Source organism: Cryobacterium sp. 10I5 (assembly GCF_035019865.1).
Taxonomy (GTDB): domain Bacteria; phylum Actinomycetota; class Actinomycetes; order Actinomycetales; family Microbacteriaceae; genus Cryobacterium; species Cryobacterium breve_A.
This window is the reverse complement of sequence record NZ_JASJVI010000086.1, coordinates 1-15,881: the sequence shown is the minus strand read 5'-3', so window position 1 is coordinate 15,881 and position 15,881 is coordinate 1. Positions and strand designations below refer to the sequence as shown.

Sequence of the window (15,881 nt, the reverse complement as noted above, 5' to 3'; positions counted from 1 at the left end):
CGGGTATTCCAGCTTTCGATCACCACAGGGGCCGTCGCCGTGCCATTGACGAGGACGGAGCCTCCGAGTCCGATCACGGACACGAACGTGCTCGGGTCGCTGCGAAGCCGCAGGGTGAGCCCATCCGTCGCGGTCAATGACAGGGTGGCGCCGGTCAGAACGGCGATATTCTCGGAAAGCAGGTAGCCGCCGTCCGGTTGCCGCACGAAGGTCGTGGGTGCGAAGGTGAGCAGGTCGGAGACGAGGTAGGGCTGTACTCGGGCCGGCAGGACGAGGGTCACCGAATTCCCGGAGGTGATCCGGTACGGACCCTGGAGCCCGGCTACTCGCCACTGAGCGGATGCCGACACGCTGCGGATGTAGCTGAGCCGGGCCTTCTCCGTGTTCACCAGGCTCGTCTCCCTGGTCGGGTCGCCGGGATAGAGGACGCCCTGGACGTTGCCGTTCCGCGCGATCTCGGCCCGCCCGAAGGCACTCGTGGGGGAGTGGAACACTCCCGTCGCGACGAGGATGAGCGCTGCTGCGAGCACCCCGGCGAGGATTCCGGCGAGTGTGCCGAGGAGCACATACCGTGGGCCGGGGGACCGGCCGGACTGACTGTGCCTGCTCACGGTAACTTTCATTCTCGGCGTCCGGGTGCGGGGCACCCGGACCGGCGCGACTCTGGTCCGGGTCACGAGACCACCGCCGCTTGGGTAAGGGAGCGCGCGTCCTGGCCGTCACCGCCGATGGTGTCGTTGTGACGGGTGAGCCAGCCCTGCTTGTTCATGGTGACGAGGGCATACGTCTTGATCGGGAGGGCGACGAGGATGACGGCGAGGGCGAGCAGCGGCAGGAGCAGCAGGTCCTTCGGGTGTCGGCGCAGGTGTGAGATCCCACGGATGCCGCGGCCGAGAAGCAGCCAGCCGATGGCTGCGGCGAACCCGGCGACGCTCAACTCGAGGCGACTGAAGAGCAGGTAGAACAGAGTGATGCCCATCGTGAGCGGGGTGAGCAGGATCTGCAGGACGGTGACCTTGGTGATGAACGGCACCCGCCAGAGCCAGCCCCTGGCCATGGCGGTGAGGTAGCACCGGTAGGAGTTGCGGCTCCAGCGCACGCGCTGCTTGACGAAGGCGCGGAAGCCGGTCGGGAACATCGACAGGGCGCGGGCGGATGCCTGATGCACGGTCTTGTAGCCCGAGGCGAGAACGAGCCACGTCAGCCGGCCGTCGTCTCCGGAGATGCAGCGTCGGCCCAGGAAGAACTCGTTTTCGAGATGGTCGAGCACAGGCAGGACCGCGGCACGCCGGTACACCGCAGTCCGCCCGGACACGCACGGGACAGCCCCCGCCCGCCCCATGGCGGGCACGTAGTCGAGGTAACGCAGGTCGACCAGCCAGTCGGCGATCCGTCGCCAGACGCTCGTGCGGCTCTGGTACACGTTCTGCCGGGTGCCGACCGCTCCGACAAGGGGGTCTTCGAAGGGCATCTGCACGTTCCGGAGCAGGTCCGGCTCCCACCAGGTGTCCGAGTCGGTGAGGACGAGGAGGGTGTGCCTGGCCTCCCGGATCCCGGCCCCGAGCGCGGATCTCTTGCCCACGTGGTGGAAGAGGATCGGCCGGACGCGGGGATCGCCGATCCGGACGATTCGTTCGTAGGTGTCCACGTCCGCGACGTCGAGCACGATCAGGATCTCGTCCGGATTCTGGGCACGCCAGGTGTCGAGGCAGCTCAACAGGATGTCCGGATCCTCGTGGAACGAGGGCACGATCACCGAGGTCGAGGTCCGGAAGTCTGTGACGATCGGCGGGGCCCGATGCGACAGGATGAAACGGTAGAGCCAGAGGCCCCAGACGATGGTTCCCGCGATCGCCAAAGGAAAATAGGAAGCAGCGACTGCAGCGTCGTGCGCAACCGTCGTGCCAAGGGCGCCCCAGTCGATCGCGTAGCCGGGGTCGGCGGACACTGTCGTTGCTGGGGGCATAGGGATCGGGTTCCTTGTGCTCGATTATGCTGGTCAGCGGCGCCATTGAGCTGACTCGTCGAAGGTGTGCAGTGATTCAGTTCCGAGATCCACGCCACGCTCGCGAGTACGGCAATGGGTCCCTACTGAACCAAAGTAGACAATTCCTCAGGTTTTGCAACCGCACTGTGTGGATACACAGGGAGCCCGTCAGGTGGGCTAGTCTCTCCGCGGCTCGCGGGCATCCGTTGTGAACGGATTGACACCGGTGATGCGTTCGACGAGGCCGATGGCATGGCGCAGGATGGCGCGGGGATCGGCGGAGTAGTCGGATTCCGAGGCCTTGCGCATCGCGAAGCGGAGGACGCTGACCGCCAGCCCGACGACCATGTGCGCCTCGTCGAGGATGTCCGGCGTTGTCGCCTCTGTCCGCCCCCGGGCCGCGAAGCGCAGCAGCACGACGTCCGCGAGCCGGTCTTCGAGTTCGGCGAGGCGGATGATCTCGCTTGTGAAGAGTTCGGGGGTGTTCTCGATCAGCGTGCGCCTCGCCCGGAGAAGTTCGCGGTCGGGTTCGCTCGCGGCGATCGCGGACTCGATCATCAGGACGAGCTCCGCAAGGACGGATCCGCCGTTGCCCTCGACGAACGTCTGCACGGCGCTCTCGGTGGGCAGGGGCGGGGACGCTCCGAGGAAGGCGGCATCCTTGGTCGCGAAATAGTTGAAGAAGGTGCGCTGGGAGACCTGGGCCGCCTCACAGATCATGTCGACGGTGACGTGGTGGTATCCGTGTTCACTGGCCTGGCCGATCGCGGCCGCTTCGAGCGCGGCCTGGGTGGCGGCGCGCTTGCGGGCCCGGAGTCCCTCGTCCTGCCCGGCGTCGGTGGGGATGTTGTCCGTGTCTCCCGGGCGACTACTCATACCGCAGGGCGTCGATGGGGTTCTGACGAGCCGCGGCCCTCGCGGGCAGGGTGCCGGCGAGGAACGCGATCAGCATTACGACCCCGACGATGATTGCGATCGAGGCCGGTGCGAACTGCACGACCTGGAGACCGGGCAGGGCGGAGAAGATCCCGTTCGCGAGGAGATTGCTGATGAGCGAGCCGACGCCGATCGCGGCGAGGACGCCGAGTGCGCTGCCGAGGAAACCGATGAAGACGGCCTCCATGCTGAACAGGGCATAGACGCGTCCGCCGTTCATGCCCATGGCCTTCATCAGCCCGATCTCGCGGGTGCGTTCCTGCACGCTCATCAGGAGGGTGTTGACGATGCCGAAGCCTGCGGCGATCAGGGCGATCACCGCGAAGGCGTTGAGCACGCCGATGATGACGTTGATCACGGTCTCGAAGGCGCCGATCGTGTCGGCGACCGTCTGGGAGGAGTATCCCTGCGCGCTGAGGTCATTCTTGATCGTGGTGATCTGTGCTTTCGTCGCGGAGGCGTCGAAGTGCGCGACCGCGGTGGCATAGCCGGCGGTGACGCCGGCAGGTTCACCAGTGATCGCGACGGTGTGCAGGTGGGCGACGAGGCTCCGGTTGAGGGCGGCGCCGGTGCCGAGGAGCGTCTCGTTCTGCACGCCGACGACGGTGGCCGCGACGGTCTGCTGGGTTCCGGTGTAGTCGGTGATCCCGATGCTGACCTTCGTGCCGACGGCGGCCTGTGCGTTTGCGTAGCCGAGGTTGTCGAGGTAGGTCGTCGGCAGGAGAAGCTGGTCGCTCGAGCTGCTGTTGTCGAGCTGTGCCCCCGCGGCCAGGTCTGCCGTCGTGATGGTCCCGGTCTGGCTCACCGTGAGCTCGAACTTTCCGTTTCCGGCATATTCGACATAGTCCGGCGATACTCGCACGGCGGGGTCGACGCTCAGGATGCCTGCGGTCGCCTTGATCTTCGCGAGGTCCGCCGTGGTCAGGGCCTGGATGGTCGAACCGGGGCGCGACCCGTTGCCGAGGCTCACGGTCGTGGACTTGCTCGGGTCATAGGCGGCCGGTCCGTCGCTGGCCGTGGCCGTTGCATCCGCCGCTTTGGTGATCGTGAGCACGTCGGCGGCGCCGATCGCCGAAACCTGTCCGTTGATGTACGCGGTCACCCCGGTGCCGATGCCGCTCGTGATTGTGAGCGTGAAGGCTCCGATGAAGATGGCGACAACGGTGAGACCGGTGCGGAGCTTGTTGCGGAAACTGTTCTGAATGGCGGAGCCGACGATGTCGAGGAACTTCACGAGTGGGCCCCGCCTCTCTTGTGGGTTCCCGTGGGGGAGTCGGCGGTCTCTTCAAGGCCGTCGCGAATGAAGATCTGGCGGTCGCAACGGGCGGCGAGCTCTGTGTCGTGGGTCACGATGATGAGCGTGATGCCGTTCTCCTTGTTGAGCTTGAAGAGGATGTCTTCCACGACCGTTCCGGTTGCGGAGTCGAGGTTTCCGGTGGGCTCGTCCGCGAAGATGACCTTGGGGTTGTTCACGAGGGCGCGCGCGATGACCGCACGCTGCTTCTGGCCGCCGGAAAGGTTCTTCGCCTTGTTCTTGGCCTTGTCGGCCAGTTCGAGCTGTTCGAGTGCCGCCATGCCGCGAGCCTTGCGTTCCCTGGCTCCCACGCCGGCGATCGTGAGCGGGAGGACGACGTTCTCGAGCACGGTCGCATTCGCGGTCAGGAAGAACTGCTGGAACACGAAGCCGAAGTCCTGGTTACGGAGCCGGTTGAGTTCCTTCGCCTTGAGCTTCTTGGCGTCGGTGCCCTCGACGAGGAGTACGCCGGAGTCCGGATCGTCGAGGAGCGCGAGCAGGTGCATGAGCGTCGACTTTCCCGAGCCGCTCTTCCCGACGATGGCGACGGACTCGCCGGCCTGGATGTCGAGGGAGACGCCCTTGAGCGCGTCAAAGCGGTTGGCTCCGCTGCCATAGGACTTGCCTATGACCTGCGCGGATAAAACGGGAACACTCATGCGGGCTTTCCTTCGTTGGGTGACTGGAGCGCTTCGCTCGACCCGCGGAAGCCGTCCCGGCCAGCGGATGCTGGCGGTAACGGTGCGCAGACAATAAGTTTACAGTAGCTGCACATTCACGGCGCTCGCTGGGAGAGGACTGGGAACCAGCCGACGAACACACCCCAGTCATCCCAGCGTACGACCAACATTTCGGGTGACGTGACAGCGGCTGTCAGCAGGCCCGGTTCAGAGGTCGAGCGACTCGTTCGGTTCGAGGGCGAAGAACTCGCCACCAGCCTGTTCGGTCGCCGCGGCGATCCGCAGATTGGAGAGGTCCTTGCCTGCGCGCGACAGAAGCATTTCATGGGTCGGGAAGGTGCGGCTCGGCTTCACGGCGAGCACGTAATCGATCACCTCGCTGATCTTCAGCCAGGGCGCGCCTGCCGGAACGGCGAGCGTGTCGACCTCCACCCCTGTCGGAACAGTGAAGGAATCGCCGGCGTAGTACAGCCGGTCGTTGACGAGCACGCCGACGTTGTCGATCACGGGGATCGAGGAGTGGATCACGGCGTGGGTGCTTCCGAAGAAGCGCAGGGTGAAGTCGCCGACCGTCGCGGTGTCGCCTTCGTGCACGATCTCGACGGGGTATCCCGTTGCGGCGGCGGCGACTCCCGCCGGCCCGAAGATCCTCACGTCGGGGTTGAAGGAGATGATGCGGTCGAGTTGTTCGGGGGTCCAGTGGTCCGGGTGCTCGTGGGTGATGACGACGGCATCCGTTCGTGCCGTGTCGGTCAATGCCGTCGTGTACGAACCCGGGTCGATGTAGAGCTTGCGTCCTGCGACCTCGACGATCAGGGCGGCGTGCTCGAGCTTGGTCAGTTTCATGTCGGGTCCTTTTCTCTCGGGTATCTGGACCGAGCTAATACCCAGATGACCGGGTGATGCAAGCCGACGACGTGCCGTGTCGTTCACTCGGTTTGGAGTGGACCCGATCCGTGTGGCATACTCGGTAAGTTGCAAAAACGGCCCCATCGTTTAGCGGCCTAGGACATCGCCCTCTCACGGCGGTAACGCGGGTTCGAATCCCGCTGGGGTCACAATTGCCCGGTTCCCTTGAAAACAAGGTGAACCGGGCCTTCTTGTTTAAGCGCCCCAGGAAGCCCGTTTTCGGGTTTTGGCAATATTTTGGCAACATCCGATTTGCGGGCCATCTGATCGAGGGCCGTTGCGACACGGTCAGGCGCCCCACGTCCAGCACGGGCGCACAAGGACCTTGTGCCCGACTGGAAACGAGTTCAGCGTGGAGGCATGAGACGAATTACGTTCGGTGGCGCCTCGTTCTTGACGGCAGACCGAATCGGCGACGCCCTCGTTGCTCTTCTGGTCATCCTCAACGTCAAGAACACCTCCGCGGTCGCGCGCATCCCGGTCGTGCTCATCAACGGCACGATCGTAACGGCGACACTGCTCCTCGCGCCGGCGAGCCCGTTCCTGTCCATTCCAGAAGAGTCGCCGTGGCCCGAACCCGAGGCCGCGGAGACAGTCACGCACCTCTCGAATCTCGAAGAGGTGGCTTCATCACCAAGCCCGAACGGGTACCTGGAAACCATCGCCGTCCCGGACTGCGAATGGAGTGATCCGGACTTGAACGATCTCTGATGATGCTGTGCAGTGCGTGCCAGACCGCCAAAGGCATGTCTCCCTCAGGCGGCCGACGGCAGTCGGGATGGTGACGATGTGAATCGGTCCAGGCCGATGCGTGCTATTCCAGAGTCGGTGGAGTAGGTTGCGGATATGCAGCGGAATCGTGTGAATCCGGTCAGTGGCAGGAATCGCTGGTGCGATGTCAATGCCTGACCGATTGGCAGGGACAGAGGACTCGTTGATCGCCCTGGCGGGTGACGAGTCGCGCCTCTACGAGCCCCTCCTGGCACTGTTGCCTGTCGACGGGCTGTCCATCTCCACGTTCGGTCACATTCTGGCCGCTGAAACAATTTCTGCGAGCGACGCTCAATCGTTCCGGCTCGACGAGCTGCAATTCGATCTTGGGGAGGGTCCGTGCTGGGACGCGCTGGAGACCGCGGCGCCCGTTCTGGAGCCGGACATCCGTAAACGGCCCAAGCACGTATGGCCGGCCTTTTCGGAAGCAATCATCGCAGAAAACCTCGGTGCGGTCTTCGCGTTTCCATTGATGCTGGGTCCGCTGCGCATCGGGGCGATCGACTTGTACACGAATCAGCCGTATCAACTCGGTGAGCAAGATATTCGGCACATGGAAATCCTCACAACCGTCGTGAGTCGGATGGTCCTCTCTCGAGCTCTCAGGTTGTCCGAGAGTGAACATGTCGGTGAGGCCGACATGGCCACCCGGAGGGCATTCTCTCGCCGGGAGATCCATCAGGCCACGGGCATGGTCCTCGCGCAGTTGGGCATTTCCGCTGCGGATGCCTTCCTCGTGATCCAGGGTCATGCATTCGCCGCCGGACGATCCATGCTCGATATTGCAGCCGAGATCATCGACCGTCGATTGAGCTTTGCCGTGAACGAAAAGCAGATCGAAGGGTCTCATGATTGACAGCACTCGCGAGGACCGCTTGATCGACACGTTCGCGACCCTCGCTGACACCCTCGTAGCGGACTATGACGTGGTCGATCTTCTGCAGACGCTGGTCGAGCGTTGCGCGGATCTCTTCGACATTGCGGCGGCGGGCATCCTCCTGGCGGATGCCGACGGCGAGTTGGAGGTGATCGCCTCGACGAGTGAGGCGAGCAGGCTTGTCGAGGTCATGCAATTGAGTGCCAGGGCGGGCCCCTGCGTGGAATCCTTCACGACCGGCTCTGTCGTATCTCTGCCGAACGTCGAGGACAGTCCGCCGGAGTGGCAACGTTTTCGGGACAGTGCACGGGAACAGGGTTTCGCTGCCGTCTTCGCTATCCCGCTGCGGTTGCGTGAGACGACAATCGGTGCACTCAACCTGTTGTCCAGCGTTCCCGGCGCATTGCCGCCCGGAGACGTTCGCGCCGCGCAGGCCCTGGCCGACGTGGCCACGATCGGAATCCTGCAGGAACGCACGCTCCGGGAAAGCATGTCCGTCCGCGAGCAGCTCACCAATGCGCTGACGTCTCGAGTGGTGATCGAACAGGCCAAAGGCGTGTTGGCGCACTCTCGCGGAATCTCCATGGAGGAAGCATTCACGCTGCTCAGGACATACGCCCGAACCAACCGCTTGTTGCTGTCGCGCGTCGCCCAAGGTCTCGTTGAACAGACCCTGGTGATCTGAGGGCCCCCGCTTGAGGGTGGTAGGCTGCTGGAAGCAATTAGTACCCCTCATCAGGACGCGAGCGCGCAGCCCCCAGCATGACTGGAAGAGCCGCGGTCGTATGGTGAGGCCAGACGGATGTGGCCCCATGGTCGCTCCAGCTCACGTCGCTTAGCGGCGTCAGGGCCGGTCTCGGCCTACCCGCCCGATACAGCTAGCCCCCGACGTGCCGGCTGTGAAGCCGGTCTCGTCGTCGCGCTCCGGAGAATCCGTGACCCAGATCGTTGCCGAACACGCACAGCAATTCGCCGCCCCGGCGGAGCACTCTGCCCCGACGTCCCCCAGCCCCGAAATCGCCGTCAAGGCAGACCACCTGTACAAAGTATTCGGTCGCCGACCGCATGACATCGTCAAGAAACTCGAAGGCGGCGCGAGTCGGGAAGACCTTGCGCATCTCGGAACGGCCGCCGTGATCGACGCCTCCTTCGAGGTGCAGCGCGGCGAGATCTTCGTGGTGATGGGATTGTCCGGTTCAGGCAAGTCCACTCTGATTCGAATGCTCAATGGCCTGCTCGAAGCCACCTCCGGGACGGTGACCGTCGGTGACACCCGGATCACCGGACTCCCGGCCGCCAAGCTGCGCGACGTCCGTCGCCGGAGCGTGTCCATGGTCTTCCAGCACTTCGCCCTGCTGCCTCACCGCAGCGTGATCGACAATGTGGCGTACGGCCTCGAGATCCAGGGCATGCCTCGCGTGGAGCGCCTCGCGAAGGCTCGCACCATCATCCGTCTGGTGGGCCTGGACGGTTGGGCCGACAGCATGCCGTCCGAGTTGTCCGGCGGAATGCAACAGAGGGTCGGCCTCGGTCGGGCGTTGGCCGCCGATACCGACGTGCTCCTGATGGACGAGGCGTTCTCGGCACTCGACCCGCTGATCCGCCGCGAAATGCAGGAACAGCTCATCGAGCTGCAGGCCGAACTCGGCAAGACCATCATCTTCATCACCCACGACCTCAATGAGGCCATGTTCCTCGGGGATCGGATCGCGGTGATGCGCGACGGTCGCATCGTGCAGATCGGTACTCCGGAAGACATCCTCACCGACCCCGCCAACGACTACGTCGCCCAGTTCGTTCAGGACGTCGACCGGGCGCGGGTGCTCACGGCCGGGAGCGTGATGGAGCCGGTGCGATCCATGGTGACGGTGAACTCCGGGCCGCGCGCCGCCCTCCGCACGATGCGCGACCTGCAGACCTCCGCCACGTTCGTGGTCGGGCGCGACCTCGGCTTCGTCGGGGTCGTGCGTGACCGGGACGTGCTCAAGCAGGTCAAGGCCAACCACCCCGACCTTCGCCCCATCATCAAGGAGGCAACGGCCGTTTCCACGGACACCGCCCTGGTCGACCTCGTCGAGCCGGCGGTCGAAAGCGACTTGCCGATCGCCGTCGTCGACGCGCGCAACCGTCTGCTCGGCGTCATCCCGCGGGTGACCCTGCTTGCCGCTCTCGGCAACGTCACCACCACGACGGGGGAACTGTCGATCACGGAACCGCCATCGACCATTTCGCTCAGCGTGATCACCGAAACCCTGCGCGAGACCGCCTCGGAAGGAGCACAGCTGTGAACGACTTCCGTATCCCGCTCGGCAGCTGGGCCGACGACTTCATCGCCTTCATCACCGACAACTTCAGCTTCCTCTTCGATTTTGTACGCACCATCTTCAACGGCGCCTATGAGTTCGTCGACCTCGTCCTCGCCTCTCCGCCGTTCTGGGTGATCGTCCTCGTGGCCGGCGCTCTGGGCCTGATGGTCCGCGGCTGGAAATTCGCCGTCGGAGCCGTCGTCGGCCTCATCGTCATCGTGGGTGTCGACCAGTGGCAGAACGCCATGGACTCGCTCGCCCTGGTCCTCGTCGCGAGCGTCCTGGCAATCCTCGTCAGCATTCCCCTGGGAATCCTGGCCGCCAAGTCCGACCTGGCATCCAAAATCATCCGACCGATTCTCGACTTCATGCAGACCATGCCCGCCTTCGTCTACCTGATTCCCGCGCTGATCCTCTTTCGGGTGGGAGTCGTGCCCGGCATTGTGGCAACGATCATCTTCGCGATGGCTCCGGGCGTCCGCCTGACCGAGCTCGGCATCCGCAGCGTCGATCGTGAGGTCGTCGAGGCGGGCGAGGCATTCGGTGCGTCGCCGGCGAGGATACTCCGTCAGATCCAGCTGCCATTGGCGATGCCCACGGTCATGGCCGGTATCAATCAGGTCATCATGCTCTCCCTCTCGATGGTCGTCATCGCCGGAATGGTCGGTGCGGGCGGTCTCGGCCAGCAGGTCGTGGCGAGCCTCAGCCGGATCGACGTGTCGCTCGGCTTCGAAGCCGGACTGGCCGTCGTGATCCTCGCGATCTTCCTCGACCGGATGACCGCCTCCCTCGGCACGGGAAGCACCCCGATCGGCCGGCTCCTGGCGGCGCGCAAGCACCGTCGGCAGTCCGCCGCGGCTGCCGCCGAAAGCGCGATCAGCGCGCCCGTAGCAGACCTGAAGACGCCGCAGCCCGCCTGAGTCTGACCGGCTCCGGGCGAGAGGACGTCCCCCCTCGATTCCCGCCGGTCGAGTTCGTTCTGACCGGCACCTCCAAGACTCACGGAGACACCTGTCTCCGTGTCACGCCCGGCCGCCTCGGCGGCCGGTCACATCCGTCAACCCCGGTCACCCACAGCAGGTGACAAGACAGGAAGACACATGAAGAACCGTTCCCTCAGCATCATCGCTCTCGGAGCCGTCGGGCTCCTCGCTTTCACGGGCTGTGCAGCAACGCCCGCGCAGACCGTCGGCAACGGCAACTCCGACAACAAAGACCTCACGATCGCCGTGTTCAACGGTTGGGACGAGGGTGTCGCGGCGTCCGAGCTCTGGAAGGCCATCCTGGACAAGCAGGGCTACAACGTCGAACTCGAGTACGCCGACGTCGCCGCGGTCTACGCGGGGCTGTCCACCGGCGACTACGACATGAACCTCGACGTCTGGCTTCCGAACACCCACGCCACCTACCTCAAGGAATACGGTGACAAAATCACCGAACTCGCGGCCTGGAACACCGAGGCGAAGAACACCATCGCCGTGAACGCGGATGCGCCGATCAACTCGATCGCCGAACTGGCAGCGAACGCCGACCTGTTCGGCAACAAAATCGTGGGCATCGAACCGGGAGCCGGCCTGACCGAAGCGGTCACGAACAAGACGATTCCGACCTACGGACTCGAGAAGATGGACTACCAGACCTCGTCGACCGCAGCGATGCTCACCGAGCTCACGGCAGCAGCGAAGACCGGCGAGAACATCGCCGTGACCCTCTGGGAGCCGCACTGGGCGTACGGCTCCTTCGACCTGAAGAACCTCGAAGACCCCGAGGGCACCCTGGGCGCCACGGAGACCATCCACGCCTACGGCAAGAAGGACTTCGGCACTGACTTCCCGCAGGCCACCAAGTGGCTGTCCGGCTACAAGATGGACCTCGACCAGTTGTACTCGCTCGAGACCGCGATGTTCGTCGACTATGACGGCCAGGACTATGGCCCCATCGTTGCAAAGTGGATCGCGGAACACCAGGACTACGTGGACTCGCTTACCAAGTAAGCCGCTGTTATGACGAACGGCCCGTGCTTAGGCATGGGCCGTTCGTGCGTTCCGGTGCTCACGGCCGGGGATCGCCGTCGCCATCCGCGTGATCGGAGGTGTCCATGCGGATTCCCTCGGGGCGTCCTGCGCGCGCCCAAACGAGGTAGAGGATGGCCGACACCAGCAGTGACGCGGCGAGGCTCACCAGTGGCAGGACGCGAGCGAGGTTCACGATGAGTGTGAACGCCACGGTCGCCGCGCCGACGAGGTTCAGTACGAGGGAGGCGGGATGCCGGTCCCGGTGGGAGAACCTGGCCATGGCAAGCAGGCCCCCCAGGAAGCTGAGGAAGACGGACACGGCGTAGTAGAGGACGAGTGTCTGATCATCGCCGCCCGCGAGTACCGTCACCACCACAGCGAGCACTCCGAACAGTGCAACTCCCCAGGCGGGGGCATGGCGGGCGTTCGTGCGGTCGAGCACTGCGGGGAGAATCCCGACCCGGCGACCGTCGGGACCGGTGTGGCGTGCGAGAGCCTTCAGCATCCCGGGTCCTGCCTGGAACGACGAGCTGGCCGCGGCGACGAGCAGGAGGGCAGTGGTGAATTGAAATGCAGCAAACAGGGGTTCCGGGGCAGCCAGGCGCGCAAGTTCTGCGATCTGGGTGGTGTCGGCGCCGGGGACTCCGATGCGCAAATGCACCACCTCCAGTGCGACGCCGAGGGTCAACGTTCCAACGACGGCCAGGGTCAGCCAGAGCGTCACCCGACCGAATCGTCGGCGACCCCGGTCATTCAGCTCGCCGAGTTCGGCAATTGCGGTCGATGGCGCCTCCACTCCCGTGGCGAGTGCCATGGCAACCGGGAACGCCAGCACAACGGCCACAATCGGGACATGGCCAGACGATGCCGGAAGTGCGGCGGCGGCTTGCGGTGTTGCGCCGAGACCGAAGCACAGGACGACGACGGTCACAGCGATGAATGCAAGAGCCATCGCGGCGAAGACCAGTCGGCCGAGTTGCCCGAACAGAGTCAGCATTGCCACGGCGAGAATCAGGCCACACGCGAGAAGGAGTCGCCAGGGTGCCAGGTCAGGGAAATAGGCGATGAGCGCCGAGGCTCCTGCCGAGACGCTCACGGCAATGGTCAGTACGAAATCGACGACCAGGGCACCGATCGGGATGAATGACCAGGCATCCCCGAAGGCTTCACCGACAGCCGCGGAGGCTCCACCACCTTTGGGATACCGGAAAATGAGCTGCCGGTAGTTCACGATCACCAGCGCGATGATGGCGATGACCAGGAACATCGTAGGGACAAGGAGACTCAGGTCGCCGTCCAGAGCGCGCAGCGCCGCTTCGACCGCGTAGGCGACCGAAGAGACCGGGTCGGCCATCACGGAAAATGCGAAGGCCATCAGCGGTATGGCGCGAGATCGTGACGACAATCCGCCCGGGAGCTTCGACATCTTTCGACTTCCTTGATCGTCGCTGTGTCAGGGTCTGGCCGTCACCGTTCGGAGGACGGCATTGAGTGTGAGCCAGCCTCGGAGCATACCTGTCGAGTCGACAACGGGCAGGCCATCGCTCTCGCTCGCCGCCAGAACCCGATCCAGAACGCTGTCCAGGGTATCGTCGGGGCTCGCGGCAGTGGGCGTCTCGATCAGGGCGCTGAGGGTGATCGCACTGCTGTCGTCATCGTTGCCCAGGGAGTCGGATATGGCAGCGACGGTCACGATCCCGATGAACGTTCCGTCGCTATGAAGAACCGGCAGGGCGCGTTTGCCGGAATCGATCAGGATCCGCGCTCCTGCGGCGGGCGTGAGCCGGGAACTCACCGCACCCGGAGCATCCGTCATGACCTCACGCACGAGCGTGGAATGCAACAGGATTCCCCCGGGACCGCCGTCGACGCTCACGCCGCGGCGACGAAGTTTGAGCGTGTAGATCGTGTCCTTGCTGAGCAATCGGGACACGCCCGTCGCGATCACGATCGCGAGCAGCAGAGGAAGGATGATCGAATATTCCCCGGTCAGTTCGAACAGGATAATTGCTGCCGTGATCGGGGCCCGCGTGGCTCCGGCGAAGACTGCTCCCATGCCGACCAAGGCGAACGTGCCGGTTTGCCCGGCGAACACGGGAAACACCATGCCGGCGACATCGCCGAATGCGGCACCGAGCATCGCTCCGATGAAGAGTGACGGTGCGAACACTCCTCCGGAGCCGCCGATGCCGATGGTCAGGCTCGTCGCCACGACTTTGCCGACGAGGAGCAACGCCACGAAGCCCAGGGCATAGCCGCCCTGGACGCCCTTCTCCAGGACCGGGTAACCGACCCCGTACATCTGGGGCAAGGCAAAGAGCACCAGACCCAGCACGAGGCCGCCGGCGACCGGCCTCAACCACTCCGGTTTGCCCCGCCAGGCCCAGTCGCAGAGGTCTTCCACGGCGTACAGGACCTTCGTGAACCCGACTCCGGTCAGGCCGGCCGCGAGTCCAAGCACGGCGAAGAGCGTGAACTCCGACGGGTTGACGATCGTGAACGTCGGCAGGCTCAGGAAGGGGTGATCGCCGAGGATAGAGCGGCCGACGATCGATGCGGTCACTGAGGCCAGGACGACAACACCGAAGGAACGGGCGGCGAAATCCCTGAGCAGCAGTTCGAGGGCGAAAAAGACTCCGGCGATCGGAGCATTGAACGTGGCTGCGATCGCGCCTGCGGCGCCGCACGCGACCAGGGTTCGGAGCTGGGATTCGGGCAGCCGTACTGCCCGCCCCAGTGTGGACCCCAATGCTGACCCGATTTGAACGATAGGGCCCTCGCGACCCACCGACCCACCGGAACCGATTGTGATGGCCGAAGCGAGCGACTTGACGATCGCAACCTTGCCGGGAATCCGGCCGCCCCGTTTGGTGATGGCGTACATGACCTCTGGAACGCCATGCCCCCGGGCTTCCGGTGCGAACTTGTTCACCAAGGGGCCGTAGAGGAGACCGCCAATGGCCGGAGCGACGATCACGAATGCGCCCCCCAACCACGGAACCCAGGGATTGGCCGGATGGCCGACGGAGGCTGAGTAATCGACCGTTCCCGTGAAAATCAGAGTCGCGGTGGCCACCAGCCAACGGAACGCAACGGCGCCGAAACCGACACCTGCGCCGACCACGACAGACATGAACATGAGTCGTCCGGAGCCGGTGAGGATCCGGGTGAACCACGTGTGCAAGGGCTCCAACAACAGGGATCTCATTCGTCCCCGCAGGCTCAGAGTAGGCTGTGCCATCAAGGCTCCGTAATGTGTAATTAGACAATTGTTGTATGTGTGCAATAATCACGGTATCACTTGTCTGGAACGGGGTTTGACGGATGGATGCCTTCACTACAGCCGACGCGCGGGTCGCGGACGCGACCCTTGCCGCCTCCCGCGCCTTGCTCGGCGTGGTTGCCCGATCGGTTGTGGCAACGCTCGACGTCGTCTCTCTGCCGCAGTTTCGGGTCCTGGTCATGCTCAGCTCGGCCGGTCCAACCCGGATGGGCGCTGTGGCGGAGCGAATGGGAGTCATCCCATCGACGTTCAGCCGCTTCATCGATCGAATGGTCGCCGGAGGCTGGGTGGAGCGGGCGGCCAGTCCCGACAGCCGGCGCGAGGTCCTCCTCGAACTCACCGAGAGTGGCCGGCGACTCGTCGACGACGTCACCGAACGCCGCCGAGCGGACATCTCCGCCATCCTGTCGATCATGACGCCGGATCAACGGACCGCTCTTCAGCACGCACTGCAAGCATTCGCGGATGCGGCGGGGGAGCCCCAGGCCGCGGATTTGCTGACCCTTGGGCTTTGAGGCTTTCCCTGCACCGGTTCCCACCCCGGGCGAAGGCGCGTCGCTGAGCAGTATGACGGGTTCCATGTGGATGCCGACGCAACCGCCGACACTTACGAACCTGCTGGCCTGGCACCTTCAGCCAGTTCCCGTGCTGCCCACTCTCGCCCTTCTGCTGGCAGTCCTCTATCTCTTCGCACTCTGGCATCTGCACCGTTCCGGCATCCGCTGGCCCGTGCAGCGAACGGTGTGGCGGAAGATGTCAACCTGTATGAGTCATATTCTCTAGGCGGTCATTGAGTTCGTTCCTGCTTTCTCGGGTTCGTTGA

At 64.5% G+C, this 15,881-nt stretch carries 15 protein-coding genes and 1 tRNA gene; 8 read left to right on the top strand and 8 right to left on the bottom strand.

Annotated features, from left to right (window positions below; all coding sequences use genetic code 11):
* From QN350_RS16385 to QN350_RS16360, 6 genes are all read right to left on the bottom strand, one after another.
* Positions 1-611, bottom strand: a 611-nt coding sequence (locus QN350_RS16385; RefSeq protein WP_323516925.1) for a hypothetical protein, incomplete at its 3' end; no start/stop codon positions are given.
* 62 nt (positions 612-673) lie between these two features.
* Positions 674-1,966 (bottom strand): glycosyltransferase, encoded by a 1,293-nt coding sequence (locus QN350_RS16380; protein WP_322140210.1) that lies wholly within the window; start codon positions 1,964-1,966, stop codon positions 674-676.
* A gap of 198 nt (positions 1,967-2,164) precedes the next feature.
* Positions 2,165-2,863, bottom strand: a complete 699-nt coding sequence (locus tag QN350_RS16375; protein ID WP_322140209.1) for a helix-turn-helix domain-containing protein — start codon at positions 2,861-2,863, stop codon at positions 2,165-2,167.
* Complete coding sequence (locus tag QN350_RS16370; protein WP_322140208.1) at positions 2,856-4,157, bottom strand: ABC transporter permease; 1,302 nt, start codon at positions 4,155-4,157, stop codon at positions 2,856-2,858. Before QN350_RS16370 ends, QN350_RS16375 begins: the two co-directional genes overlap by 8 nt.
* Complete coding sequence (locus QN350_RS16365) at positions 4,154-4,876, bottom strand: ABC transporter ATP-binding protein (RefSeq protein ID WP_281535318.1); 723 nt, start codon at positions 4,874-4,876, stop codon at positions 4,154-4,156. The genes QN350_RS16370 and QN350_RS16365 overlap by 4 nt, the downstream gene beginning before the upstream one ends.
* A gap of 228 nt (positions 4,877-5,104) precedes the next feature.
* Positions 5,105-5,743, bottom strand: coding sequence for an MBL fold metallo-hydrolase (locus tag QN350_RS16360; protein ID WP_322140207.1), 639 nt, complete (start codon positions 5,741-5,743; stop codon positions 5,105-5,107).
* A 139-nt stretch (positions 5,744-5,882) separates the two neighbouring features.
* On the opposite strand from QN350_RS16360, the gene QN350_RS16355 reads away from it, so the two are divergent.
* The 7 genes from QN350_RS16355 (at position 5,883) to QN350_RS16325 (ending at position 11,754) form a co-directional block, all read left to right on the top strand.
* Positions 5,883-5,955 (top strand) — tRNA-Glu (locus QN350_RS16355).
* Between the two features lie 211 nt (positions 5,956-6,166).
* Positions 6,167-6,517 (top strand): hypothetical protein, encoded by a 351-nt coding sequence (locus QN350_RS16350; RefSeq protein ID WP_322140206.1) that lies wholly within the window; start codon positions 6,167-6,169, stop codon positions 6,515-6,517.
* A 223-nt stretch (positions 6,518-6,740) separates the two neighbouring features.
* Positions 6,741-7,433: a GAF and ANTAR domain-containing protein gene (locus QN350_RS16345; protein WP_322140205.1), complete on the top strand. Its 693-nt coding sequence runs from the start codon at positions 6,741-6,743 to the stop codon at positions 7,431-7,433.
* Entirely contained in the window at positions 7,426-8,139 is a 714-nt protein-coding gene (locus QN350_RS16340) for a GAF and ANTAR domain-containing protein (RefSeq protein WP_416173045.1), read from the top strand. Before QN350_RS16345 ends, QN350_RS16340 begins: the two co-directional genes overlap by 8 nt.
* A 331-nt stretch (positions 8,140-8,470) precedes the next feature.
* The gene (locus QN350_RS16335; RefSeq protein WP_322140443.1) at positions 8,471-9,742 is read left to right on the top strand and encodes a glycine betaine/L-proline ABC transporter ATP-binding protein; all 1,272 of its coding nucleotides are present in this window, start codon (positions 8,471-8,473) and stop codon (positions 9,740-9,742) included.
* A complete protein-coding gene (locus QN350_RS16330; RefSeq protein WP_322140203.1) occupies positions 9,739-10,680 on the top strand; it encodes a proline/glycine betaine ABC transporter permease in 942 nt (313 codons plus the stop codon). Before QN350_RS16335 ends, QN350_RS16330 begins: the two co-directional genes overlap by 4 nt.
* A gap of 180 nt (positions 10,681-10,860) precedes the next feature.
* A complete protein-coding gene (locus QN350_RS16325; RefSeq protein WP_322140202.1) occupies positions 10,861-11,754 on the top strand; it encodes a glycine betaine ABC transporter substrate-binding protein in 894 nt (297 codons plus the stop codon).
* A 58-nt stretch (positions 11,755-11,812) separates the two neighbouring features.
* Here the strand turns inward: QN350_RS16325 and QN350_RS16320 are convergent, their stop codons facing one another.
* On the bottom strand, positions 11,813-13,150 hold the full coding sequence (locus QN350_RS16320; protein ID WP_322140201.1) for a hypothetical protein: 1,338 nt from the start codon (positions 13,148-13,150) through the stop codon (positions 11,813-11,815).
* A 78-nt stretch (positions 13,151-13,228) separates the two neighbouring features.
* Complete coding sequence (locus QN350_RS16315; RefSeq protein WP_323502745.1) at positions 13,229-14,959, bottom strand: chloride channel protein; 1,731 nt, start codon at positions 14,957-14,959, stop codon at positions 13,229-13,231.
* Between the two features lie 140 nt (positions 14,960-15,099).
* On the opposite strand from QN350_RS16315, the gene QN350_RS16310 reads away from it, so the two are divergent.
* Positions 15,100-15,573 carry a MarR family transcriptional regulator gene (locus QN350_RS16310; protein ID WP_322140199.1) on the top strand — a complete coding sequence of 158 codons (474 nt, stop codon included), beginning with the start codon at positions 15,100-15,102 and terminating at the stop codon, positions 15,571-15,573.
* Positions 15,574-15,881: the final 308 nt, after the last annotated feature.

Excerpts from the sequence above, each read along its gene's own strand:
- QN350_RS16380 (WP_322140210.1), bottom strand. The coding sequence starts at position 1,966 with ATGCCCCCAGCAACGACAGTGTCCGCCGACCCCGGCTACGCGATCGAC.
- QN350_RS16360 (WP_322140207.1), bottom strand. The coding sequence starts at position 5,743 with ATGAAACTGACCAAGCTCGAGCACGCCGCCCTGATCGTCGAGGTCGCA.
- QN350_RS16325 (WP_322140202.1), top strand. The coding sequence starts at position 10,861 with ATGAAGAACCGTTCCCTCAGCATCATCGCTCTCGGAGCCGTCGGGCTC.
- QN350_RS16310 (WP_322140199.1), top strand. The coding sequence starts at position 15,100 with ATGGATGCCTTCACTACAGCCGACGCGCGGGTCGCGGACGCGACCCTT.
- QN350_RS16365 (WP_281535318.1), bottom strand. The coding sequence starts at position 4,876 with ATGAGTGTTCCCGTTTTATCCGCGCAGGTCATAGGCAAGTCCTATGGC.
- QN350_RS16320 (WP_322140201.1), bottom strand. The coding sequence starts at position 13,150 with ATGGCCTTCGCATTTTCCGTGATGGCCGACCCGGTCTCTTCGGTCGCC.
- QN350_RS16340 (WP_416173045.1), top strand. The coding sequence starts at position 7,426 with ATGATTGACAGCACTCGCGAGGACCGCTTGATCGACACGTTCGCGACC.
- QN350_RS16375 (WP_322140209.1), bottom strand. The coding sequence starts at position 2,863 with ATGAGTAGTCGCCCGGGAGACACGGACAACATCCCCACCGACGCCGGG.
- QN350_RS16350 (WP_322140206.1), top strand. The coding sequence starts at position 6,167 with ATGAGACGAATTACGTTCGGTGGCGCCTCGTTCTTGACGGCAGACCGA.